This is a genomic window from Synechococcus sp. R65.1 (assembly GCF_047461755.1).
Classification (GTDB): Bacteria; Cyanobacteriota; Cyanobacteriia; order Thermostichales; family Thermostichaceae; genus Thermostichus.
The window spans coordinates 29,588-50,873 of sequence record NZ_JANSHU010000013.1 but is presented as its reverse complement, the minus strand read 5'-3'; the positions used below and the strand labels follow the sequence as shown (position 1 = coordinate 50,873).

At 60.0% G+C, this 21,286-nt stretch carries 25 protein-coding genes; 15 read left to right on the top strand and 10 right to left on the bottom strand.

What is annotated here, in order from left to right; all coding sequences use genetic code 11:
- Positions 1 to 164 precede the first annotated feature (164 nt).
- Genes NW814_RS07295 through NW814_RS07280 form a run of 4 tightly spaced genes read left to right on the top strand, consistent with a single transcriptional unit; the run spans position 165 to position 3,452 of the window.
- Positions 165 to 581, top strand: a complete 417-nt coding sequence (locus NW814_RS07295) for a rubredoxin (RefSeq protein WP_414395233.1) — start codon at positions 165 to 167, stop codon at positions 579 to 581.
- Positions 582 to 585: 4 nt separating this feature from the next.
- On the top strand, positions 586 to 1,575 hold the full coding sequence (locus NW814_RS07290; protein ID WP_414405768.1) for a photosynthesis system II assembly factor Ycf48: 990 nt from the start codon (positions 586 to 588) through the stop codon (positions 1,573 to 1,575).
- A 13-nt stretch (positions 1,576 to 1,588) separates the two neighbouring features.
- Positions 1,589 to 2,677 carry an undecaprenyldiphospho-muramoylpentapeptide beta-N-acetylglucosaminyltransferase gene (murG, locus tag NW814_RS07285; RefSeq protein WP_414405767.1) on the top strand — a complete coding sequence of 363 codons (1,089 nt, stop codon included), beginning with the start codon at positions 1,589 to 1,591 and terminating at the stop codon, positions 2,675 to 2,677.
- A gap of 19 nt (positions 2,678 to 2,696) precedes the next feature.
- Entirely contained in the window at positions 2,697 to 3,452 is a 756-nt protein-coding gene (locus NW814_RS07280) for an endonuclease III domain-containing protein (protein WP_414405766.1), read from the top strand.
- Positions 3,453 to 3,455: 3 nt separating this feature from the next.
- Here NW814_RS07280 and NW814_RS07275 read toward each other — a convergent pair whose 3' ends face one another.
- From NW814_RS07275 to NW814_RS07255, 5 genes are all read right to left on the bottom strand, one after another.
- Complete coding sequence (locus NW814_RS07275; protein WP_414405765.1) at positions 3,456 to 5,267, bottom strand: chloride channel protein; 1,812 nt, start codon at positions 5,265 to 5,267, stop codon at positions 3,456 to 3,458.
- 7 nt (positions 5,268 to 5,274) lie between these two features.
- Entirely contained in the window at positions 5,275 to 6,060 is a 786-nt protein-coding gene (map, locus tag NW814_RS07270) for a type I methionyl aminopeptidase (protein ID WP_414395566.1), read from the bottom strand.
- A gap of 182 nt (positions 6,061 to 6,242) precedes the next feature.
- On the bottom strand, positions 6,243 to 6,758 hold the full coding sequence (locus NW814_RS07265) for a DUF2062 domain-containing protein (RefSeq protein ID WP_414405764.1): 516 nt from the start codon (positions 6,756 to 6,758) through the stop codon (positions 6,243 to 6,245).
- Positions 6,759 to 6,886: 128 nt separating this feature from the next.
- Positions 6,887 to 7,024, bottom strand: coding sequence for a hypothetical protein (locus NW814_RS07260; RefSeq protein ID WP_414405763.1), 138 nt, complete (start codon positions 7,022 to 7,024; stop codon positions 6,887 to 6,889).
- A gap of 6 nt (positions 7,025 to 7,030) precedes the next feature.
- Positions 7,031 to 7,516, bottom strand: a complete 486-nt coding sequence (locus tag NW814_RS07255) for a DUF4168 domain-containing protein (protein WP_414395222.1) — start codon at positions 7,514 to 7,516, stop codon at positions 7,031 to 7,033.
- Between the two features lie 485 nt (positions 7,517 to 8,001).
- Between NW814_RS07255 and NW814_RS07250 the strand changes: the two genes are divergently transcribed.
- The 4 genes from NW814_RS07250 to NW814_RS07235 all read left to right on the top strand — a co-directional run bounded on the left by NW814_RS07250 (position 8,002) and on the right by NW814_RS07235 (position 11,265).
- A complete protein-coding gene (locus tag NW814_RS07250) occupies positions 8,002 to 8,343 on the top strand; it encodes a DUF3155 domain-containing protein (protein ID WP_414405762.1) in 342 nt (113 codons plus the stop codon).
- A gap of 336 nt (positions 8,344 to 8,679) precedes the next feature.
- On the top strand, positions 8,680 to 9,807 hold the full coding sequence (locus tag NW814_RS07245; RefSeq protein WP_414395220.1) for a sugar phosphate nucleotidyltransferase: 1,128 nt from the start codon (positions 8,680 to 8,682) through the stop codon (positions 9,805 to 9,807).
- The gene (locus NW814_RS07240) at positions 9,779 to 10,531 is read left to right on the top strand and encodes a GvpL/GvpF family gas vesicle protein (RefSeq protein ID WP_414405761.1); all 753 of its coding nucleotides are present in this window, start codon (positions 9,779 to 9,781) and stop codon (positions 10,529 to 10,531) included. Before NW814_RS07245 ends, NW814_RS07240 begins: the two co-directional genes overlap by 29 nt.
- A 140-nt stretch (positions 10,532 to 10,671) precedes the next feature.
- On the top strand, positions 10,672 to 11,265 hold the full coding sequence (locus tag NW814_RS07235; protein ID WP_414405760.1) for a Uma2 family endonuclease: 594 nt from the start codon (positions 10,672 to 10,674) through the stop codon (positions 11,263 to 11,265).
- Positions 11,266 to 11,337: 72 nt separating this feature from the next.
- Here NW814_RS07235 and NW814_RS07230 read toward each other — a convergent pair whose 3' ends face one another.
- The gene (locus NW814_RS07230) at positions 11,338 to 12,090 is read right to left on the bottom strand and encodes a DUF561 domain-containing protein (protein WP_414405759.1); all 753 of its coding nucleotides are present in this window, start codon (positions 12,088 to 12,090) and stop codon (positions 11,338 to 11,340) included.
- A gap of 157 nt (positions 12,091 to 12,247) precedes the next feature.
- On the opposite strand from NW814_RS07230, the gene speB reads away from it, so the two are divergent.
- The 4 genes from speB to proC all read left to right on the top strand — a co-directional run bounded on the left by speB (position 12,248) and on the right by proC (position 15,667).
- Positions 12,248 to 13,153: an agmatinase gene (gene speB / locus NW814_RS07225; RefSeq protein ID WP_414405758.1), complete on the top strand. Its 906-nt coding sequence runs from the start codon at positions 12,248 to 12,250 to the stop codon at positions 13,151 to 13,153.
- 75 nt (positions 13,154 to 13,228) lie between these two features.
- Positions 13,229 to 13,936 (top strand): YggS family pyridoxal phosphate-dependent enzyme, encoded by a 708-nt coding sequence (locus tag NW814_RS07220; protein ID WP_414405757.1) that lies wholly within the window; start codon positions 13,229 to 13,231, stop codon positions 13,934 to 13,936.
- 346 nt (positions 13,937 to 14,282) lie between these two features.
- Positions 14,283 to 14,858: a cell division protein SepF gene (locus NW814_RS07215; protein ID WP_414405776.1), complete on the top strand. Its 576-nt coding sequence runs from the start codon at positions 14,283 to 14,285 to the stop codon at positions 14,856 to 14,858.
- A gap of 5 nt (positions 14,859 to 14,863) precedes the next feature.
- Positions 14,864 to 15,667 (top strand): pyrroline-5-carboxylate reductase, encoded by an 804-nt coding sequence (proC, locus tag NW814_RS07210; protein ID WP_414405756.1) that lies wholly within the window; start codon positions 14,864 to 14,866, stop codon positions 15,665 to 15,667.
- Here proC and NW814_RS07205 read toward each other — a convergent pair.
- The 4 genes from NW814_RS07205 to NW814_RS07190 form a co-directional block, all read right to left on the bottom strand.
- Complete coding sequence (locus tag NW814_RS07205; protein WP_414405755.1) at positions 15,611 to 16,867, bottom strand: NAD(P)/FAD-dependent oxidoreductase; 1,257 nt, start codon at positions 16,865 to 16,867, stop codon at positions 15,611 to 15,613. The genes proC and NW814_RS07205 overlap by 57 nt on opposite strands.
- 52 nt (positions 16,868 to 16,919) lie before the next feature.
- Positions 16,920 to 18,203 (bottom strand): MDR family MFS transporter, encoded by a 1,284-nt coding sequence (locus tag NW814_RS07200; RefSeq protein WP_414405754.1) that lies wholly within the window; start codon positions 18,201 to 18,203, stop codon positions 16,920 to 16,922.
- A gap of 26 nt (positions 18,204 to 18,229) precedes the next feature.
- Positions 18,230 to 18,355 (bottom strand): hypothetical protein, encoded by a 126-nt coding sequence (locus NW814_RS07195; RefSeq protein WP_414405753.1) that lies wholly within the window; start codon positions 18,353 to 18,355, stop codon positions 18,230 to 18,232.
- 244 nt (positions 18,356 to 18,599) lie between these two features.
- Positions 18,600 to 18,896, bottom strand: a complete 297-nt coding sequence (locus NW814_RS07190) for a hypothetical protein (RefSeq protein ID WP_414395562.1) — start codon at positions 18,894 to 18,896, stop codon at positions 18,600 to 18,602.
- A gap of 223 nt (positions 18,897 to 19,119) precedes the next feature.
- On the opposite strand from NW814_RS07190, the gene NW814_RS07185 reads away from it, so the two are divergent.
- The 3 genes from NW814_RS07185 (at position 19,120) to NW814_RS07175 (ending at position 21,218) form a co-directional block, all read left to right on the top strand.
- Positions 19,120 to 19,362 (top strand): Ycf34 family protein, encoded by a 243-nt coding sequence (locus NW814_RS07185; protein ID WP_414395204.1) that lies wholly within the window; start codon positions 19,120 to 19,122, stop codon positions 19,360 to 19,362.
- 115 nt (positions 19,363 to 19,477) lie between these two features.
- Entirely contained in the window at positions 19,478 to 20,491 is a 1,014-nt protein-coding gene (gene hemF / locus NW814_RS07180) for an oxygen-dependent coproporphyrinogen oxidase (RefSeq protein ID WP_414405752.1), read from the top strand.
- A gap of 31 nt (positions 20,492 to 20,522) precedes the next feature.
- Entirely contained in the window at positions 20,523 to 21,218 is a 696-nt protein-coding gene (locus tag NW814_RS07175) for an alpha/beta hydrolase (protein ID WP_414405751.1), read from the top strand.
- The last annotated feature ends 68 nt before the right edge of the window (positions 21,219 to 21,286 follow it).

The following is a 21,286-nucleotide window of genomic DNA, read 5'->3' as shown; positions in this document are numbered from 1 at the left end:
TAGCACGGGATCCCCGGCTAGGATCCCCTGACCGGTTGGGGGGCAACGCCAGCTCCCAAGCGGGCTAGACGTGTACAAAAGCATTGCGGAGAAAGCAAGTAGATTTTTGTAACAGATCCTCTCATAATAGGATCGAGCAACGCAGACCCTTCCTCAATCGCTCCATGAATGGCGCCCACTCGCCTCTTGTCGACCCGTCCAAAGCCACCAAGGCACCCAAGCTCATCGAGCTGCCGGAGGATGAAACCGAGGCTCAGCTTGGCGATCCCCAGAGCCTGCAGCGGTACGAATGCCGCGCTTGTGGCTATGTCTACGAGCCAACCCAGGGGGATCAGCTCAATCGCATCCCGGCAGGCGTGCCCTTTGAGGAGCTGCCCCCTACCTGGAGATGTCCGGTGTGCCGAGCCGATAAGCGCCTGTTCCAAGCGGTGGGCGCCAAGGGCAAGCCTTCCGGCTTTCAGGAAAACCTGCGCTACGGTTTTGGGGTTAACGTGATGACCCCTGCGCAAAAAAACCTCCTCATCTTCCTGGGGTTGGCGCTGGGGTTTCTGTTTTTGATGAGTTTTTATTTCGTCGAGTAACAGAATGGTGAAGCTCCTGAGGCTAGTGCTGTTGGCTGCCTTCTCGCTCCTGCTGATGGCAGCGGGAATGCCAGAGATGAAGGTGGTGCCCTGGGAACAGGTGGAGGTGCCCACCCAGAGCATCCTGCTGGATATTGCCTTCACCGGCACTAACCCCTCCCACGGCTGGCTGGTGGGCGACAAGGCGACCCTGCTGGAGTCCCAGGATGGCGGTCTGCACTGGCAAGTGCGCCAGTTGTCGGCTCTAGAGCCCGAGGCTTACTTGAGGTCGATTAGCTTTGCCGGGGCAGAAGGGTGGGTAGTGGGGCAGCCGAAGATCCTGCTGCACACCTTGAATGAGGGAGCGGACTGGACGTTGATTCGCCTTAGCAAGCAACTGCCAGGAGAGCCCCTCTTGATCCACGCCCTCGGCCCTGGCGCTGCCGAAATGGTAACCAATGTGGGAGCCATCTACCGCACAGAAGATGGGGGGCAGACCTGGCACGCCCAGGTGGAAGAGCCGATTGGGGCAATCAAAAACATTGCCCGCGGTCCTGGAGGGGAGTACCTAGCCGTTTCCTCGCGCGGCAGCTTCTACTTTTTGTACACGCCTGCAACCCAAGCTTGGAAGCCCTATCTGCGGGAGAGCTCTCGCCGTATCCAGAACATGGGCTTTGGCCCCAACGGCAGTGCCTGGAAACTGAATCAGGGGGCAGAGATTGCCTTTACCGACGACTTTACCTCTGGCAAATGGTCTAAGCCTCTGCGACCTGGGCGAGCCCTTAGCTTTGGCTATCTCGATGCAGCCTACCAAAACGACCACGACCTCTGGGTGGTGGGGGGCGGCGGCACGCTGATCCACAGCCCTGATGGCGGCAAGACCTGGGAGGAGGCCAAAAAGTTGAGCAGCATTCCCGCCAATTTCTACAGCATCGAGTTTTTCGGCCCCGACCGAGGGTTTATCCTGGGGCAGCGAGGCACGCTTCTGCGCTACGTCGGCTACGGCAGCTCCTGATCCCAGGGCAAGGGTGAAGAGAACCAGCAGGGATCCCGCTTCCCCACCGCGGCTGCTGGTGGCGGCCAGTGGCACCGGAGGTCACATCTTTCCAGCCCTAGCTGTTGCTGAGCAGTTGCCCACCTGGCAGATCGAATGGCTGGGAGTGCCGCAGCGGCTGGAGGAGAAACTGGTGCCAGAGTGCTACCCGCTGCATCGGGTCACCATGTGGGGCTGGCAGGGATCCCCTTTGCAGAAGCTGGGATCCCTAATCCAGTTGGCCCGAGCAACGCGGCAGGTGCAGCAGATCCTCCGGGAGGGACGATTTGACGCTGTGTTGACCACCGGTGGCTACATCGCTGCCCCGGCCATCTTGGCAGCTCGCTCGCTGGGAGTGCCGGTGCTGCTGCACGAGTCTAACCGTATCCCGGGCAAGGTAACCCGCTGGCTGGGAAGGTTTTGCCAGGTGGTAGCCTTGGGCCTGGCGGAAGCGGCGGAGCATTTGCCAGGAGTAGCTACCCGGGTGGTGGGCACGCCGGTGCGGCCAGAGTTCTATCAGCCTCAGCCCTTGCCTGCAGATCTGCCCATTCCAGAGGGGGATCCTTTGATTGTGGTGATGGGGGGGAGCCAGGGAGCGCAGGGCCTGAACCGCCTGGTGGCCGCCTGTGCCCCAGCCTGGTTGGAGGCAGGGGCCTGGATTGTGCATTTGACCGGCGGCAGTGAGGTCGGGATCCCTTCCCACCCCCGCTACCGCGCTTTTCCTTTTCGCACCGATGTGGCCGCTCTGCTGCAGCGGGCCACTTTTGCCATCAGCCGAGCTGGCGCCCTCAGCCTGGCAGAGTTGTGGGCCACCGCCACCCCCGCCATCTTGATCCCCTATCCGTTTGCCGCCGAAGACCATCAGTATCACAACGCCCTAGCTTTTGTGGAGCGAGGTGGGGGAGTGGTCCTGCGAGAGTCTGAAGAGAATTTGGACTCGCTGCGGCAAACGGCGCTGAGCTGGCTGGCTGAGCCCCAGGTGGTTGCCCAAATGGCCGCTAACTTGAAGGCGACAGCTCTCCCCCCTGCCAGCAAGGCAGTTGCCGGCCTGATTCAGGAGATCTGCCGAGATTCCGCCCGTTAACTTCCCCAGGAGGCCAGCCGTGGTACAGCCGAGATGGGATCGGGACCCTTTTGCCGCAGCCGTCGACATCTCAGCCCGGCTGGAGCCTCGTCCTCCCAACACCATCGCGGTGGAATTGCTGTTGGCGCGCCTGGAACAGTGCTTTGGCGTCCCCCAACGTCCTTGCAGCCCCGACGGCCTGCCTCTCTATCCCGACCTCTTGGACGAATTGGTGGGCACAATCCTCTCCCAAAACACCACCGACCACAACAGCAGCCGCGCCTTTCGCGCCCTCAAAGCCGCTTTTCCCTCCTGGGAAGCTGTCTTGGCTGCCGACCCGGCCGAGGTGGCCCAGGTGATCCGTCCTGGCGGCCTGGCCCAACTCAAAGCAGCCCGCATTCGGGAGATTCTGGCTGCCATTGTCCAGCGCCAGGGATCCCTGAGCCTCGACTTTTTGCGGGATCTCGACGACGCGGACGCTCTGGCCTATCTCCTCTCCCTGAAGGGGGTGGGACTGAAGACAGCCGCCTGTGTGCTGTTGTTTGGCCTGGGCCGGGATCTCTGCCCGGTGGATACCCATGTGCATCGGGTGGCCAACCGTCTTGGCTTGGTGCGGGCCAGACATCCCGACGACACCTTTGCCCAACTGTTGCCGCGGATCCCGACAGGCAAGGCTTATTCCCTACACGTCAACCTCATCCGGCTGGGCAAACGCCTCTGTAAGGCGCGCCTGCCCGACTGCGGTCGCTGCCCCCTGCACCACGAATGCCCCTCCGCCCTGCTGCGGCAGCGCTGATCCCTACTCTGCCGGCCTAGGGGAAGAAGGGATCCCGTTTTCGCTCCCCTCTGAGGCAGGAACTTCCGGCTCGAGGACTTGCCGCACAGATTCAATCTCTTGGGAGAGCAACACCCGCTCCCGATCCAGGAGGCCAACCACATGCTCCGGATCCTCCCGCGAGACTACCGGCAACTGGCGCAGATCGTACTCGTACATCGGCTCGGCAGCCACCGCCACCGCCTCGTCGGGGAAAGTGGTGAGCACAGGCGACTGGCTGACCTGCTCTACCGTCAGTTCGGCCACTTCCCCGGCTCCCCTATGGGCTAAGGCCCGCTCGAGGTCTTCCAGGGTGAGGATGCCCCGCAGCCGATCTTGCCTGTCCACCACCAAAGCGCTGTGGCACTTTTGCTGCAGCAAACGCTCCAGGGCCTCTCGCAGAGGCGTATCCTGTTGCAGCAGCAGAGAAGGAGGCACCATGACCTCTTGAACTGTTAGGCCCTTGGGCTCCTGCCTGCGGCGGGCGGAAGGGTAAACAACTGGCGGGTGCAAATGCTCCGTTAGCCAAATGCTCAAGCCCACCGCCGCCATCACCGGCAGGGCAATGTGGTAGTCCCGCGTCATCTCAAACAGCAGCAGAATTGCCGTCAGGGGAGCCCGCACGCTGGCTGCCAGTACCGCCCCCATGCCCACCATGGCGTAGGCGGCAGGGGGAGAGAGGGCAAAAGCAGGCAAAACCCTTCCCACCACCTGGCCATAGCCTGCTCCCAACACCGCCCCCAGGAACAGAGCCGGGGCAAAGGTGCCCCCGACAAAGCCGCTGCCCAAGCTCACCGCGCTGAGGAATACCTTGCCCAACAACAGCAAGCCCAACTGGCCAAGGGAAAAGGGCACCCCTTGCAAGATCGACTCAATGGTCTCGTAGCCCACCCCCAGCGCTAACGGGATCCAGAGGCCAACACCGCCGAGGATGGCACCGCCCAGAATAGGCTTGCTCCAGGTTGGCCAGGCCGCCATGCGGCTAAATAGCTGCTTGCCCCCCTCCAGGGCATAGCTAAAGGCCAGGGAGACCAAGCTGGCCAAAAAGCCCAAGCCCAAATAAAGCGGCACCTCCAGCAGACTGTGAAGCTCGTAGGCAGGCAAGACAAAAGCCGGCTGCGTAATGGTTGGCAGCAGGAAGGCCGGCTGCGCCCCTAGCCCCACTTGAGCAATTAGAGCGGAGACCACGGCCGCCAGGACCACCACGCTGACCGCAGAGGTGGTAAAAGAGCGGGCCAGGGCCAGCTCCAAAGCCAAGAACACCCCTGCAATCGGTGCGTTAAACCCCGCCGCCAAGCCCGCTGCCGCCCCGGCAGCCATCAATAGCTGCACCCGCTCCCGCGCAAGACGGAGGTTCTGCCCTACCAGGGATCCCAGCAGGGCGCCGCTTTCCACACTAGGAGCCTCCGGACCCAGAGAGGCTCCCGCCCCCAAGGAGATGGCAGCGGCCACGAGCTTAAGAGGGATCCAGCTTGGCCGAGGGCGGAAGGCTCGGCTGGGGCTTACCAAGCTGGAGAGGCTGAAGTTGGGAAGAGGCAGGTCCACCTTCAGCACGCCAATCAAGAGGCCTCCCAAGAGCGGTGCCAAAGCCGGGACCCAGAATCCCAACTGCTCCAGGCCATAGGGTTGGACAGCCTTGGCAAGGTTGTCGAGCAGAAGCTCTTGGAAGAGATGGCGACACCAGCCAATCAAATAGCGAAACCCAACCACCCCTAGACCCGTGCCCAGGCCCACGGCTGCTGCCAATAGCAGCACCAGATTCTCAGAGGAGAGGCGCAGGCGGGGATCCGCACTCATAGGGAGCCTAACTGGAGGAAGGCAACGTCAGGATCTCCACGCCGGTTTCAGTGACAGCAACAGTATGCTCAAACTGGGCAGAAAGCTTGCCGTCTGCCGTCACCACTGTCCACCCGTCGGAGAGCACCCTCACCTCCCAAGTGCCCTCGTTGATCATTGGCTCAATGGTAAACACCATGCCCGGGCGGAGCTTTTCCCCCTTTCCTCGCTCGCCGTAGTGAGGGATCTGGGGGGCGGTGTGGAACTGCCGTCCCACCCCGTGGCCGACAAAGTCCCGCACCACGCTGTAGCCCTGGGACTCGGCGTACTCCTGGATGGCTGCTCCAATGTCCCCCACGCGGCCCCCGGGTCTTACCGCAGCAATGCCCCGCCGCAGGCATTCTTCGGCCACCTCCACCAGGCGCCGGGCTCGCTCGGAGGGCTTGCCCACAAAGAAGGTTTTGGAGGCATCGCCGTGGTAGCCATCCAAAACGGGAGTGACGTCGATATTAATAATGTCCCCTTCGCGCAGGATTTGCTTGGGGCTAGGAATGCCGTGGCAGACAACGTGGTTGACACTGGTGCAGATGGACTTGGGAAAGCCGTGGTAGCCCAGTGGGGCGCTTCTAGCACCCTGGGCCCGCGTCCAGCGCTCGGCCTCGTCGTTGAGCTCTTGCGTGGTTACTCCCGGCTGCACCATCGGCTCCAGGTGCTTGAGCAAATCCGCCGCCAGGCGGCAGGCCCGCCGCATCTTCTCCAGCTCCCGCGGCGAGAGCAATACAATTGGCTGTGCAGCTTGGGCAAGCTGGCTCATGCCTGTCTGGAGGGCAGATCCCAACTGTTGCCTCCAGCGCTGAGAGCGGCGGCCCAGGTTGGTTAACAGCGACCGCATATCTTCCATCGTCAAACCCTTCCCTTCTCTAACACTCCCTCAATTCCTAGGCTGGGACAGGCAGGGATCTCTGCCTGACTTAGCATTGGCCGCCTTCTAGCCCCTCACAGACTCTGCCCCCATCGGCTGATTCTCCGCCGCTGGCGGATCCGGCGTACCAGCCACAGCCCAAGAAAATAGCTGGCCAAAGCTCCCCAAAACCCAACAAAGGCGCAGCCAACAAAAAGCGTGCCCGACACCTCCAGGCCCCACTGCATCCAGTTTTGGGGTGCCGCCAGTTCCGCAGGGGCAAAGGCCGTCGTGGATCCCAGTAGCCATTGCCCAACCCGGTAGTTAAACGCATAGATGGGCACATAGGTAAGAGGGTTGCTCACCCAGGTTCCTGCAGCTGCTACCAGCTTGTTGCCCCGCAGGGGAACTGCCAGCAGCAGGGCAGCTAGGGTTTGGAAGCCGAAGATGGGAAAACAACCGGCAAAGACCCCTGCCGCCAGGCCCCGGGCAATTTCTTCGGGAGAAGATTGCATCCGCAGCAGGCGCAAATACAGGTAGCGCAACCAGCGCCTCCAGCCCGCCTCTTGGCGGGGCAAAGTCAGCCTAGGGGGAGATTCCAGATAGGGCATGGCGGATCCCCCTGAACTGGCAAACCAAAAAGGGGGGCTCATGGACAGTCACTGAGAAAAGGTGTTAAGCCTTGTAAATCCAGTGTATCTTTCCCAGTGCCCAAGACAAAAGGCTCTTGGAGAGTCTGCTAGCTGAGCTTGCTCACCAAAGCCAGGAGGAAGTTAAGGCTTAAGTAGGAAACCAGCGCCAACAAAAAGAAAAACAGGGCAAGGTTCAACGCAGCTCGCAGGGATCCCAAGTTAGGCTTTTCAGGCGGAGGGGTCATGTCAGCTTAAGGTGTAGGGGTTGGTGTAGCTGCTTGGGGGGAAGCTGAGGATCTTTTTTGTTGGAGGAGCTCTTGCAGGCGCACCCGCACTCGCTGATTTAGGGTGGGATCCTCGTTGGCCAAGGTCATCAGCTCACGGTATTTGGCCACCGTCAGCCCCTGCTTCTCGACAATGCGGCTGGCCTGGGCCTCAGTACGCTGCATAATCTTCTCATACTCAGCTTCGCTTTGGGTTTCTCGCAGCTGGGCGCTAGCTTCGCGAATTAGAGGATCCAGCTCCAACAAAATGCGCGCCAACTGCTCCACCTGCGCGTCGGTGACCTGAGCTGCAGTCAAAGAGGGAGAAACCTGCGGGCTGGGAGCCGCTCCTCTAGCCGGGGTAGCTGTTGCAGTAGGACTGGGGATCGGGGTAGAGCCCTTGGATCCCTGGGCCCAAACGGTCAGGGCACCAAAGCCGAGTCCCAAACCCACTAGAAACGTCAATTTCCTCATGGCCAAAATTCCTTAGTAACTAAAGACAGCCCGAAACCCTACTGGCACAGTCCTGCCTGGAGACAGGGTAGCAGGAGGTTTGGTCTCTGCACTAAGGGTTTAGCGCAAGGCAGGAGACCTGGACTAGTATCTTGTATCTAGTATCTTGTATAAAGTAGGGGATTGGTTGTAGAATCGTGAGGAAATCCGCCAAGGATTACTCCTTTCGGCGAAGCTAGGTTTGCCGGTCTACAATCAGCTGCTCCCCTTCTAAGCTGGGGAGTTGCCCATAGTGGGGCTTGGCTATTTGCTCTGCTGGGGTTGTTCTTTGCATTTTAGGGCTCTTGGGCAGTAATGGAGGTAGGTTGCTGTGCAGGACTTCTTAGTGCAAGCTTTTTGCCTCTGCAAAAGATGACGACAAAAAACGGCGAGGACTATTGATTTTCTTAAGCAATCTTGATATATTCTTTGCGACTGTTTCGTAATCCTTCTGTGGGAGGCTTACATTGGTCAGGAAAAGAAAGCGTAAGAGCCGCCGCCGCTTGGAAGGGCGCAAAATTTTAGATCTTGTTCCTCAGTATAAGCTAGACAGTGGTGAAGAAAAGTCTGTTACTGCGGCTCGAAGGTACATTCAGGAAAACTCTATTCAGCCGCCAGCGCTTATCTTGGTTCGACGAAATGAACATACCGTTGACCGCTTCTTTTGGGCAGAGAAAGGACTATTTGGTGCCCAGTACGTTGAAGAAAATCACTTTCTTTTTCCCAGCTTGCGTTCTCTCTTAGCAAAAGTTGCAGCGGAGAAACCAGAGAGGAAGTCTTCTAAAGCTCTAGCCGCTGCCCCTCAGTAGCCTCTCTAGAAGCTGAGATCCCCCTTTTGGGGGGTTTGTTTTTCAGATCCCTTCTGTTCCTGGCCTGGCAAGGTCTCAAGGTTCTGCAGCGTTAACCTTTTTTGCGGCAGGGCAGCCAAGTGTTTTCTTGATTGAGCTAGCAGTAGACCTTTGCCCAACTAACTTTGAAGATCTGGGCGGCTACGGTGGGGCTGCTCGGCAGAGCTGACAACCTTGAGCTGGAGCGCCGTCTCATTGTGAGAATAGGAGCTAGAGGGCTAGTCTCGCCTCTCACCTAGAAAGCCAATCCTGGGGTAGTAAAGTCAGAACACGGGAACCCGGAGGAGGGACAAAGGCATGAAAGCCATGATCCTGGCAGCCGGCAAGGGAACGCGGGTACGGCCCATTACCTACATGATGCCGAAGCCGATGATTCCCATTTTGCACAAGCCTGTCATGGAGTTTTTGGTGGAGCTGCTGCGGGAACATGGCTTTGACCAGATCATGATCAACACTAGCCACCTCGCCCACCAAATTGAGGACTACTTCCGGGATGGCCAGCAGTGGGGAGTACACATTGGCTTTTCCTTCGAGGGCCATTTTGAGAACGGCCAGCCGGTGGCCGAGCCCCTGGGATCTGCTGGCGGTATGCGCAAGATCCAGGATTTCTCCGGCTTTTTCGACAGCACCTTCGTGGTGCTCTGCGGCGATGCCTTGATTGACCTCAACCTGACCGAGGTGGTCAATTTCCACAAGTCCAAGGGGGCGCTGGCCACGGTAGTGCTGCGGGAGGTGGATCCCAGCCAGGTCTCCAGCTATGGGGTGGTGGTTACTGATGAAACGGGTCGGGTTACGGCTTTCCAGGAAAAGCCAAGGCGAGAAGAGGCCCTTAGCAACACCATCAACACGGGCATCTATGTTTTTGAGCCAGAGGTGTTTGACTATATTCCTCCTGGCCGTCCCTACGACATTGGCGGCGATCTCTTCCCTACTTTGGTTAAAGTCGGCGCTCCCTTCTACGGCGTCAAGGCTGACTTCCAATGGGTGGACATTGGCCGTACCCACGATTACTGGCTGGCTGTGCAAAAGGTGCTGCGCGGGGAGATCAAGGGCGTCAAGGTACCGGGGATCCAGATTCGGCCCGGCGTCTGGACAGGGATCAACATCCGTGCCAACTGGGATCGCATCCACATCGAGCCGCCAGTCTACATCGGGGCCAGCACCTACCTGGCAGACGGGGTAAAGCTCATCGGCCCCACGGCCATTGGCTACGGCTGTGTCTTAAACGAGGGGTGTACGCTGGATGCCAGCCTCATCTTCAACTACACCCAAATTGCTGCAGGGGTAACCCTGCGCCACCAGATGGTGATGGGCCGCTACTGCATTTCCTCAGACGGCAATGCCATCGACACGGAGGAGTCCAACCTTACCTGGCTCATTGGAGATGCTCGCAGCCATGGCAACGGCAAGTCCCAACCCCGCTAGCGCCCTCTACCTCTACGGGATCGTCGCTGCCCCTGGCCCGCGCCACCTGAATGTAGTCGGCTTGGACAAGCAGCCGGTGCGGGTTCACGTGCTCGGATCCCTGGCCTTCCTCTATTCCCAAACCTGCCAGGAGCGTTACCTGGCTAGCCGGGCCAACCTGCTGGCTCATGAGGCCGTTTTGGAAAGCGTCATGAATGAGGGCCATCGCACCCTACTGCCACTGCAGTTTGGCCTAGTAGTGAGCAGTTGGGCTCAGGTGGAGCAGGATCTGGTCAAGCCACGCCTGGCCGAGCTCTTGGCCTTGCTGCAGCGCCTAGAGGGCAAGCGGGAGGTGGGGGTAAAAGTCTTCTGGGATCCCGAGCGAGAGCTCCAGTTGGGGTTAGAAGAAAACCCCGCCCTGAAAGCCCGCCGCGACGAGCTGGCTGGCACTCCGCTGGGGCTGGAGGCCGTCGTGGAAATGGGACGGGCTTTGGAGCAACTTTTGGAGCAGCGACGCCAGCATATTGCCCACACCTTCACGGCTGCCCTTGTTCCCCTTGCCAGCGATTGTGTGGAAGGAAAGCTGCTTACCGAGAACATGGCCTACAACAGCGCTTTTCTCATTAACTGGGAAGATGAGCCGGCTTTTGCCCAAAAAGTGGAGGAGCTGGATCAAGCTTTTCAGGGACGGCTGCGCATCCGCTACAACAATTTCACTGCTCCCTACAATTTCGTCAAGCTTTGACCGGCCTGTATTCCTCCCCAGGATTGAGAACATGGGCTTGCAATTTAGGGCGGAGCCATTTCAGGCCAGATTCATATCGGCATCTGGGGAAGGCTATTCAACATCGTTGCCCAGAGTGATCACTCCCAAGGAGTCTTTCGATGGCCGCAGTAACCGAAGCCAAAAAAGAAGTCCAACAGGAAAAAAAGATTTGGGCTGATGAGGAACTCATGGCGCTGCCTAAAGATGGGCACCGCTATGAGGTTGTCAATGGAAAACTGGTAGACATGGGAAGTGCAGGGGCACTGCATGGAAATCTTACTATCACTCTAAGTTCAGCTCTTTTTGCAGTTGTCAAGGCCAAGAAGCTAGGCGCCCTGTTCGATTCCAGCACCGCTTTCAGGATGAGGAGTGGAAATCTGCGATCGCCCGATATTTCCTTCTTTGCCAGGGAACGCTTACAAGGGATGGCCGAGCTGCCCACTGGCTTTTTGGAAGGGGCTCCGGATCTGGCCGTTGAAGTGCTATCTCCTAGCAACACCGTAGAGGAAATCGAGGGGAAAATTGCCGACTATTTCGAGAACGGTGCCCGCTTGGTCTGGGTCATCAGCCCAACTCAGCGCTACGTGTTGGTCTATCGCTCTGCCCACGAGCCAGATCGCCTGCTAAAGTCCGCAGATACCCTCGAGGGGGAAGAGGTGATCCCTGGCTTCCAGTTGCCGCTTGCCGAGCTCTTCCAGAAGCTGCCTTTCTAGCCTGCCCTTAGATTGTCCCAAAATTAAGAGGTGGCGATGGCCACCCCAAGAAAAAGACTTTCCCAGCCAATGTCAAACCAGCGCCGGCACCCGCGCGCCAGCCAGAGCCTCCTTGAGCGCCCGCACCTGGGCCACCATGGCCACCTCGTCCTGGAGGCGGCTGACAGCTTTGCCCACCCCCACCGCCGAGGCCCCAGCAGCGATGGCTAGGGGCACCGTTACCGTCGAGAGGCCGGAGGCGCAGATGACCGGCACGGAAACTACTCGGCTAATCTCATAGGTGGCAGCTAGGGTGGGGGCAGCCTTCTCCATGAGGCCCAGGGATCCGCTATGGCGCGGCTCAGCGCTGGTGCTGCCCTCGGTTTGGATGAAGTCAGCCCCCAGGTCTTCCAGTTTCTCCGCCAGCTCCGCCTGCTGATCCAAAGGCAGCGTGTGGGGAACGGTTACCGATAGAAGGGTGCGCGGCAGGAGGGAGCGGGTTTGGCGAGTGAGCTCCAAAACCTCTTCTGCGGAGAAGACGCGGCCTGAGGGGTAAAAGCTGTCGTAGTTGCCAATTTCGGCCATGTCAGCCCCTGCTTGCACCGCAACAGCCAACTGCTGCGGATTCACTGCCGACACGCAGATGGGCAGATCTACTTGAGCCCGCACCACCTGCACCAACTCGGGACTGGCAGCAATATCTACCCAGGTGGCCCCTCCCTGCTGGGCAGCACGGGCAATTTTCAGCACGGACTCCAGGTCAAAGTTCTGCAGGCCGCTGATGATCTTGAGGGCACGGCGCTGGGCAAGAGCGTCAAAAAGAGCAGCTTGAGAGGCAGGGGTCATAGAAGTGTCAGGTCAGCTTATTCAACGAGACAGAATGGAGAGGGAAAGCCAAGGGGCCGCTGTTTAGCCGCGGCAATACCAGTGTAGGGGTTTTGCCTCCATCTCACAAGGGATCTTTCCCTTCAATACAATAGGAATCCCTTCTTGTACTTTTGCTATGTATCGCTCCCCCCTGCCTTTTCTGGGCCTGACCGAGTCGGATCCAGAGGTAGCCCATGCCATTCTCTTGCCTGTCCCCTACGAGGCCACCACCTCCTACGGAAAAGGCACCGCCAAGGGCCCCCAAGCGCTCCTGGAGGCTTCGGCCTACGTGGAGATCTACGACGAGGTGAGGGACTGCCAGCCGGCCCTCCGCCCCGACTGCCGCGAAGAGATCTCCCGCTACTGGACGGCGCCGCCGGTAGAGTTCGAGGGGCTGGATACCCACGAGCTGGCCATGGCCGAAATTCAGCGCCGCGCTGCCGAGTGGGTTAGGCCAGGGCGGTTTTTGCTCTCCATTGGCGGCGAGCACTCCATCACTGGCCCCCTAATTGCCGCCCACTTGGTGCATTACCCCGAGCTGCATGTGCTGCAGATCGACGCCCACTGCGACCTTAGAGATAGCTACGAGGGATCCCGCTACTCCCACGCCTCGGCCATGGCTCGGGTAGTCGAGCAAGTGGGCAGCCGCCTTACCCAGGTGGGGATCCGTTCTATCTGCGCCGAAGACCGCCAGGCCATCCGCAAGTACCGCCTGCACACCTTCTTTGCCCACAGCCTGCACAGCAAGCCAGCTCAGGAGTGGATCCCGGAGGTGATTGCCACGCTGGGAGCCCAGGTTTACCTGACGGTGGATGTAGACGGCCTCGATCCCGCGGTTGTGCCGGCCACCGGCACCCCTGAGCCCGGTGGGCTGAGCTGGTGGGAAACCGTGGAGCTGATCCGAGCGCTGGGGCAGCAGCGGCAGATTGTCGGCGCCGACGTGGTGGAGCTGGCCGTTACCGGGGAGCGGGAAACCGATCGCCGCAGCGCTTTTACCGTCGCCAAGCTGGCCTATCAGATCCTAGCCGCCGCTTTGGGTTAAGCTCCTCCTGTTTTGCCTCCAGACACAATAAGGACTGGACTCTCGGTGTTGCCAGCTTCCTAGATGCCCCCAGCCATGTCCTCGCCTTCTTTGCCGCCGCCCCTAGTTGACGAGGAGCTCATCCACAGCCGCATTCAGGCTGTCCGAGCCCAGATCCCAGAGCAGGTGGAGATCATGGCGGTGAGCAAGGGCTACAGCGTCAACCACATCCGCGCCGCCTATCGAGCTGGAATCCGCCACTTTGGGGAGAGTCGGGTGCAAGAGGCAGCCGTCAAACAGGCGCAGCTGCAGGATTTGACCGACATTGTCTGGCACCTGATTGGACACCTCCAGACCAATAAAGTAAAGCCAGCCCTCAAGCAATTTGCCTGGATTGACAGCGTCGACAGCCTGCGCCTGGCCAAGCTGATTGACCAAAAAGCGGGGGAGCTCCACCTCACCCCCAAGCTTTGCCTGCAAGTGAAATTGGCACCGGATCCCAACAAATTCGGCTGGCTTGTCCCCGACCTGCTGCAGAGCCTGCCTCAGCTCAACCAGCTGCTGCAGGTGGAAATTGTGGGCCTGATGACCATTCTGCCGCTCGGCCTTAGCTCAGAGGCCGCCTTGGAACTATTTCGTAAACTAGCTGAGCTTGCTGAGTCCATTCGGCAAAGCGGCTACGAGCGCCTGCAGCTACGCACCCTCTCGATGGGGATGTCTGACGACTACCTGCTGGCAGTGGCGGCAGGCTCCAACTTGATTCGGCTGGGACGCGCTCTGTTTGCCAATGCCGAGCGTCGGTAGATGCAAACTTTATGAAGCCTTTGAGTTGTGATTAAATTTTTCTGAAGCTGTGCCCCTCCAGGATTGCTCTGCAGGGCTCTTTAGAGGGGGAGACCTGCGTTACTTGGCTGGCGTTGGCAGCTTCTTGCCCAAAGGCCTCCTTAGTCTCTTGAAAGAGAATATGAAGGACGTTTCCCAGCTTGGGCCTCTGCTCAAGAGCACGGGTCTAAACGCCGAGCTTGCTGTAGATGTAGGGTAGGTAGTGAGGATGCAAGGGATGAATGTCAGTGGAATCTGGAGCAGGGTAAAGGACTTTGTGGGCTTAAATGATCCCGCGGATAACCTGGAGGAGTACTCTGAATCGGAGATGGAGGGGCAGGACGACTACCAACTTCTCTACGAAAGACACCGTTCTGCATCGGCCACCTCTAGTGAGGAGGAGGTAGAGCACCCCTGGCGGGGACGGCGGCAGCGCTCAGTAGAAGCTGGCGAAGGGCCTGTCCATCGGGAAGAGTCGCGTGGCCATCGGCGCAGTCAGCCTCCTCGGGAGCGCTCAGGAGGGAGTGGTATGGGGAGCAAGGTGATTGGATTGCCTGGCGTCAGCCAGCCGACCAATGAAGTAGTGGTGCTGGAGCCGCGCAGCTTTGATGAAATGGCCCAGGTTATCCAATACCTGCGCGAGCGCAAAACGGTGATCATGAACTTAAGCCTGATGGATCCCGCCGAGGCGCAGCGTTCGGTGGACTTTGTTGCCGGCGGCACCTACGCCATTGACGGCCATCAGGAGCGTATTGGGGAGAATATTTTTTTATTCACCCCCAGCACCGTCACCATCTCCACCCCCAGTAGCCAAGTTATGCAGCCGCTGCAGCGCCCTTTGCAAAGCCCTACCCCTCTCTGGCCCAGCGGCTATGAGCACCTGCAGGCGGTAGGCCAGCACTAGCTGCGATGGAGCAACCGCTGCTGAGTGTCATTGGGGGCGGAGCTATGGGATCTGCCCTGCTGCGCCGTTGGGTGGCGGCAGGGGTTTATTCTCCAAAGCAGATGGCGCTGCGGGAGGTCGATAAGGACAGGGCCACCGCTCTCCAGCAAGAGCTTGGCATTCGTCTATTGGCCGATCCCTCGGAGGCGGGGGAGGCCGAGATTTTATTTTTGGCCGTCAAGCCCCAGGTCTTTCCGCAGGTAGTGGCAGAGATAGGGCAGCCGGCGGCCACAGAGTTGGTCATTTCTATTATGGCCGGGATCCCTTTGCAGCAGTTGCAGCAGGCTTTTCCCCGGCAAAAGGTGGTGCGCACCATGCCCAACACACCGGCACTGGTGGGGGCAGGGATCACGGCTATCTGCTACGGGCCAGGGGTGACGCCTCAGCAAAGGGATCTGGTGGAAAGGTTGTTTCGGGCTGTAGGCCAGGTGGTGACGGTGCCGGAGAGCCAGATGGATGCGGTAACCGCCCTGTCAGGATCGGGGCCAGGGTATTTGGCAGTGATCCTGGAAGCGCTCATCGACGGCGGCGTAGGGGTGGGTCTACCGCGCCCCATCGCCACCCAACTGGCGGTGCAGACCCTGGCAGGCACTGCTGCCCTCCTGCAGCAGGAGCAGCTGCACCCCGCCCTGCTCAAAGACCAGGTCACTAGCCCCAGCGGCACCACCATTGCCGGCCTCCAAGTCCTGGAACAGGCAGGGGTGCGAGGGGCCCTAATGCAGGCGGTGCGGGCGGCCTACGAGCGCTCCCGTCAGCTCCAGGGATCCTAGCGCCTGCCACAGCGGGCGGGTCATCCAGCTCCACCCCACCCTGAGCTGGTGCTCTAGAGTGGGCAGGCGGAAGAGGTAGGCAACTCGCCGCGCTAGGTAGCCCAGGGGGCCGGTTAGGGTAAGGCCGCCCAAGGCCGAGACTACTGCCGTATCCGCCCCTAGGCTGAGCATCTCCCCCAGCGAAAAGTAGCGAAACGGCAGCAGCGGCCGCTCCTGGGTGAGCAGAGCCCACAGGTTCCAAGCGCAGTAGCCCGCTTCTTGGAAAGCTGCCTGGGCAGTTGCAGGTACGGGCTGTCCTGTGGCATCCACCACCGCTGCTCCGTCGCCCAGGGCAAATACTTCGGGAAAGGTGGGCGTTTGGAGAGTGGGCAGAACCTGCAGGCGGCCCCGCTCGTTTTTGGGCAAATCCAAGTTAGCAATGGCCGCCGCTGGTTGGGTGCCGACTGTCCAAAGCACAGCATCGACCAAGTCAACAGCCATCTCCTGAGTTGCCAGGCGCTGCCGCTGCAGACGAAAGGGAGGAGCGCCGTTTTCTCCCGTAGCCTCGATCCCAAGTACCTTGGTCTGCAGCTCCACCTGCACCCGCCGTTGGGCCAGCGCCGCCTGGGCTGCCTTCCGGCTTGAGGGAGCAAACCCCGGCAAAATCTGGGATCCCACCTCAATAAGACGGATCTGGCCGCGCGATCCCAGCCGGTCGGCCAATTTGCAGGCTAGCTCTACGCCGCTGGCCCCCGCCCCCACAATAGCTAGGTAAATGGCCTGAGCCGGATCCCGCGCTTCTAGGGCCTGCAAGTGGGCCCGCAGCCGTTGGGCATCGGCTAGGGTGCGGAAGGGAAAGGCAAACTCCGCTGCTCCCGGCACACCCTGCAGAGGAGTTTCCCCTCCCAGCGCCAGCACCAGGGCGTCGTACTCCAAGGTCTGCCCCTCTGCCAGGAAGACGCAGCGGTCTTGGAGGTCAACCGACTGCACCGCGCCGCGGCGAAACGCTACCCCTTCCGGCAGCAAATCCTGGAAACGGGGGGCCACCTCCCACTCTTCCATCTCGCCGGTGAGCAGCTCGTAGAGCAAAGGAGCAAAAACAAAGCGCTCCTGACGATCCACCAGGGTAATCTGCGGCGGCTCCGGCCAAGGCCGGCGGATGAGCTCCAGGGCTGTATACAGCCCGCCAAAGCCGCCCCCAAGGATGCAAATGCGACGCATGCTTCGAGGGTTGAAGGTAACATCAGCTTAACAAACCGACCGGGATCCAGCCTCAGGGCTCTGCGTTGTGCAGGGGAACAGCCGCTGGCGGCGGAGAGACCGTTGCCGCATTGACTCTGCAGGGTAGGATGCTGTCCAAAAAGCCAAGGATTCCCCAAACCAGGCCGACGCTGGCCACCCAAAAGAGCCACAGCCCACCCGCCCAAGGAGGTGGCAGATCCAGAGCCACCCCCCCGATTAGCGGCCCAACGGCAAAGCCTGCTGCCCAGCAGAGGGAGTTGATCGATAGATAAACCCCCCGCAGATGCTCTGGGGCCAAATCTGCCACCAGCGCCGAAGCTGAGGGGTTGTAGCTCGCCAAGGCCAAGGAGAGCACCGCCAAGGCCAAGGCCGCCATCCCTATAGCCGGCATCGCTCCCAACTGTGCTGCTGGGCCGCTGAGCCAAACCAACCCAAATCCCAGGCCCCACATCAGGGCGGATCCCTGTAAACCTTGGATGCGGGTGAGGCGGTTCAGCCAGCGGGCCACCGGTATCTGCAGCAGGGCAACGATGGCTCCGTGCAGGGCAAACAACGGGCCAATCTGCACCTCAGGGATCCCAGCTCCCTTGCGCAAGTAAAGGGGCAAGCTGCTGCTGAGTTGGGCAATGTAGGTGGTGAAGAAAATGTTGGCCAGGGCAAACACCCATAGGGGGCGATCCCGCAGGGCAACTTTCCAGCCTGCCAACAGAGGCTCTGCCGCCGGCTGAGCTACTCGAGTTTCCTGAACGCAAAGCCAGAGTAGGGCTAGAAAGGCCAAGTACGTGAGGCCGTCGATGACAAACAGGAGGCGGTAGTTCTTCGTCAGAGCTACCAGGACGCTGGCCATGGCGGCGCCAAGGCTCAGGCCCAAGTTATCCCCCAGGCGGTTTAGGGCATAGGCTTCGTTGCGCTGCTCGCGCGTGGTTAGATCCGCTACCACTGCCTCCACCGGCGGCCAATAGAGGCCCTGCCCGAACCCTGCCGCCAGGTTGGCCAGGGCAAAGCTCCAGAAGCCATGGGAAAGGGCAAAGCCAAAGGAGCCCAGAGCGGAAATGGCCAGCGAGAGGATCAAAGTGGAGCGGCGGCCCCAAGCTCCGTCTGCCATGGATCCCCCGAGAAGGCGGCCAAGCACGCCAGCAAAGGCCATCATGCCCAGACCCAAACCTACCTGAGTGGCCGTCAGCCCTACCTGATTGACGAAAAAGAGGGTAGTGTAGAACAGAGTAAAACCGGTTCCGGTTTGGGAAATCAGCCGACCGATAAAGATCAGCCAGACCTGAAAACCGAGCTGTGGCCACCAGTAAGGGATCCGCATAGGGGAGGCAACGGGAGACAGGTTACCTAGCCTAGGGGATCCCAGTCGCTGACGCCAGAATCCAGTGCAGCAGGCAGGAGCAGCCGCGCCAGCCGGCACAGCCGGTAGTCGAGCTGGGCCAAGTCATTTCCCATCGCCTTCGTCACCACCAAACACCTGCTTTCCCAAACTGCCTGGCAGCACTCTCTCGACCTAAACCCCGCCGGCTCGCCTTTTCTTTTGGTCGGCCCACCCATCGGCACCGAGACAGACCTTGGGGGCCAGGGCTTGGAGGGCTGGCTGCAACAAACTGTAGCAAAAATTAAACAAGCATTGAGAACCAAGACCCGCCGGCCAGCAAGGCGGCTGGCCAACCCCTAGCATCCGTGGGCCAGCAGGAGAGGATCCAACTGGCTGTTACCTGACAGCCACTGGCGACTTGGCTGCCACAGCGCGCTCTTCCTCTTCTTCCTCAGGAGGAACAGCCACAAACTCGATGTGGTTGAGCAATGTTGTCACGAAGGCAAAGAGCAGAAAAGGCAGGGAGATGACCAAGATCAACGCGATGGTGAGGAAGGCGTAGAGAGGGCTATTCATCAGAGAGAGGGCGGCGCCCAGGCCAGCAAAAATCACGATTAGCCAAACAATGATCTGGCCGTAGATATCCCCAAAGGAGAGGGTACAGATAAAGCGGTAGCGGGTGTGGGTGTTCATGGCAATTCCTCGGGATAGCCTGGCTGGCTTGATCCTGACCGGGAACCAAGCCTTAGCCTCACGGGTGGATATGAGTATCTTGAGATTTTAGACGAGAGAAGGGGAGACGCCTCTCTTTCCTAAGAAATGTCTCAAGAATCGGCTGAGCAAGCCGGATCCTTCGTCTCTCCGAAGACAGGATGCTATTGTCGAGATCGCAGACGCTTTCTGGTAGTCAGCAGCCATGTGCATTTGTATTCACTGCTACTACGTGGACCGCTGCACCACCTATCACGCCGTGGAAGCGCAGCACCAACAGCCCCACCTCACCCTGACGCCAGATTTTGAGCCGCAAGGGCCCCAGATCAACGTCAACATCCGCAACGGCGGCACTGAGATGGAGTGGGACGTGGTGGCCTGCCAGAGCTTTCGCGAGGAGCGGAACAAGTGGGCAAGGCTCCGCCCCCACGAGGTCGTTCCCACTTAAAATCTAGAGATGGCCTAGATGCCAAAAGGGTTCTCCGCGCCTGGGGGCTTGAGACTCAGGTCTGCTGCAGGCAAAAGCCTTAGTTCGTTTATTTCGAGAGATTGGGAAGACTACGATGCTAACCGCAAGCCCGACAGCACCACCAACGGATGCTCGTCAACGGGTAGGCCAGTTTATGCGGCATCTCCAGGACGAGATCTGTGCTCGTCTGGAAGCTCTGGATGGCAAAGCCAAGTTTCGGGAAGACAGCTGGGAACGCCCTGGAGGGGGGGGCGGTCGCTCGCGGGTCATCCAGCAAGGAGGCGTGTTCGAGCAAGGAGGGGTCAATTTTTCCGAGGTATTTGGCTCCCAGCTGCCCCCTTCGATTTTGAAACATCGCCCCGAGGCAGCGGGGCATCCCTTTTACGCCACCGGTACCTCCATGGTGTTGCATCCCCGCAACCCCTATGTGCCGACGGTTCACCTCAACTACCGCTATTTCGAGGCGGGGCCGGTTTGGTGGTTTGGCGGCGGCATGGATCTCACCCCCTACTACTTGTTTGAGGAGGATGCGGCTCATTTTCACCGCACCGCCAAAGCGGCCTGCGACCGTCTGGATCCGGTCTACTACCCAACTTTCAAGATCTGGTGCGACCGCTACTTCTTCTTGCCCCATCGGGGCGAGGCCCGCGGCGTTGGCGGCATTTTCTTTGACTATCAAGACGACCGGCCCGGGCTGCTCTACCGCCCTGAGGGTGAGGCAGAGGCGGATCCCGAACAGCTTGTGGCTGAGCCGCTGCCACTCCAGGCGCGGGTGGGATCCCGCAGTTGGGAGCATCTCTTTGAGCTGGTGCAAGCCTGTGCCGAGGCGTTCTTGCCTGCCTATGTGCCGATTGTGGAGCGGCGGCAGGGGATGGAATGGGGGGAACGGGAGCGACAGTTCCAACTCTACCGGCGCGGGCGCTATGTGGAGTTTAACCTCGTCTACGACCGGGGCACGGTCTTTGGTCTCCAGACCCAAGGTCGTGCCGAGTCGATCCTGATGTCGTTGCCGCCATTGGTGCGCTGGGAATACGGCTACGAGCCGCCGCCCGATAGCTGGGAAGCCCAGCTCTACGAAGTGCTGCGCCAGCCTCGGGATTGGGCCTAGGCGGTATTGGTCTCAATTTTTGAGGATCGCGTTGTCTTCCCCTCTGCCCCTTGTCTACCGCTTTCAACCGCCCCGCCAGGCCGGGCCGGGATCTGCTCCTGTGTTGGTGATGCTGCACGGGATCGGCAGCCATGAGGGGGATCTCCTCGAGTTGGCCCCTTACTTGGATCCCCGCCTAGCGGTGATTAGCCTAAGGGCGCCGCTTCCCTGGGGAGCGGGTGGCTTTGCCTGGTTTGAAATGGCCTGGACGCCGGAAGGGCTGGTGGGGGATCCCGAGCAAGCCCGCCGCAGCCGGGAGCTTGTCAGCCACTTTCTGGAGCAGGTTCTGCCCCAGGGGATGGCCGACATTTCTCTGGATCCGGCCCGGGTCTATTTGCTGGGGTTTAGCCAGGGGGCGATCATGAGCCTATATCTGGCTCTAACCCGGCCGGAGAAGCTGGCTGGCGTAGTGGCCATAAGCGGTCGCCTTTCACCGGAGATCCTAGCCGAGGCGGTGGAGCCAGCCCGGATGCAACACCTGAGTGTCCTCGTGGTTCACGGCACCGCCGATACCGTTTTGCCTGTGGCTTTCGGCCGCCAGATCCGCGACTACTTTGCCTTGCTGCCCCTGCGCTTGACCTATCGGGAGTACGAAATGGGCCACGAGGTTTCCCCAGAAAGTTTGCGGGATATCCAGGAGTGGTTGCAAAGTCAGTTGGACAAAAACGGTGGCCCTCCTTGGAGTTGAACCCTGGGCAAGGGCTGGGAGCTGTTGAGATCCCCTACAATAGCGGCAAAGTTTCTGCCCCCTGAGGC

Excerpts from the sequence above, each read along its gene's own strand:
- NW814_RS07295 (WP_414395233.1), top strand. The coding sequence starts at position 165 with ATGAATGGCGCCCACTCGCCTCTTGTCGACCCGTCCAAAGCCACCAAG.
- NW814_RS07290 (WP_414405768.1), top strand. The coding sequence starts at position 586 with ATGGTGAAGCTCCTGAGGCTAGTGCTGTTGGCTGCCTTCTCGCTCCTG.
- NW814_RS07275 (WP_414405765.1), bottom strand. The coding sequence starts at position 5,267 with ATGAGTGCGGATCCCCGCCTGCGCCTCTCCTCTGAGAATCTGGTGCTG.
- map (WP_414395566.1), bottom strand. The coding sequence starts at position 6,060 with ATGAGCCAGCTTGCCCAAGCTGCACAGCCAATTGTATTGCTCTCGCCG.
- NW814_RS07265 (WP_414405764.1), bottom strand. The coding sequence starts at position 6,758 with ATGCCCTATCTGGAATCTCCCCCTAGGCTGACTTTGCCCCGCCAAGAG.
- NW814_RS07260 (WP_414405763.1), bottom strand. The coding sequence starts at position 7,024 with ATGACCCCTCCGCCTGAAAAGCCTAACTTGGGATCCCTGCGAGCTGCG.
- NW814_RS07255 (WP_414395222.1), bottom strand. The coding sequence starts at position 7,516 with ATGAGGAAATTGACGTTTCTAGTGGGTTTGGGACTCGGCTTTGGTGCC.
- NW814_RS07245 (WP_414395220.1), top strand. The coding sequence starts at position 8,680 with ATGAAAGCCATGATCCTGGCAGCCGGCAAGGGAACGCGGGTACGGCCC.
- NW814_RS07240 (WP_414405761.1), top strand. The coding sequence starts at position 9,779 with ATGGCAACGGCAAGTCCCAACCCCGCTAGCGCCCTCTACCTCTACGGG.
- NW814_RS07235 (WP_414405760.1), top strand. The coding sequence starts at position 10,672 with ATGGCCGCAGTAACCGAAGCCAAAAAAGAAGTCCAACAGGAAAAAAAG.
- NW814_RS07230 (WP_414405759.1), bottom strand. The coding sequence starts at position 12,090 with ATGACCCCTGCCTCTCAAGCTGCTCTTTTTGACGCTCTTGCCCAGCGC.
- speB (WP_414405758.1), top strand. The coding sequence starts at position 12,248 with ATGTATCGCTCCCCCCTGCCTTTTCTGGGCCTGACCGAGTCGGATCCA.
- NW814_RS07220 (WP_414405757.1), top strand. The coding sequence starts at position 13,229 with ATGTCCTCGCCTTCTTTGCCGCCGCCCCTAGTTGACGAGGAGCTCATC.
- NW814_RS07215 (WP_414405776.1), top strand. The coding sequence starts at position 14,283 with ATGGAGGGGCAGGACGACTACCAACTTCTCTACGAAAGACACCGTTCT.
- proC (WP_414405756.1), top strand. The coding sequence starts at position 14,864 with ATGGAGCAACCGCTGCTGAGTGTCATTGGGGGCGGAGCTATGGGATCT.
- NW814_RS07205 (WP_414405755.1), bottom strand. The coding sequence starts at position 16,867 with ATGCGTCGCATTTGCATCCTTGGGGGCGGCTTTGGCGGGCTGTATACA.
- NW814_RS07200 (WP_414405754.1), bottom strand. The coding sequence starts at position 18,203 with ATGCGGATCCCTTACTGGTGGCCACAGCTCGGTTTTCAGGTCTGGCTG.
- NW814_RS07190 (WP_414395562.1), bottom strand. The coding sequence starts at position 18,896 with ATGAACACCCACACCCGCTACCGCTTTATCTGTACCCTCTCCTTTGGG.
- NW814_RS07185 (WP_414395204.1), top strand. The coding sequence starts at position 19,120 with ATGTGCATTTGTATTCACTGCTACTACGTGGACCGCTGCACCACCTAT.
- hemF (WP_414405752.1), top strand. The coding sequence starts at position 19,478 with ATGCTAACCGCAAGCCCGACAGCACCACCAACGGATGCTCGTCAACGG.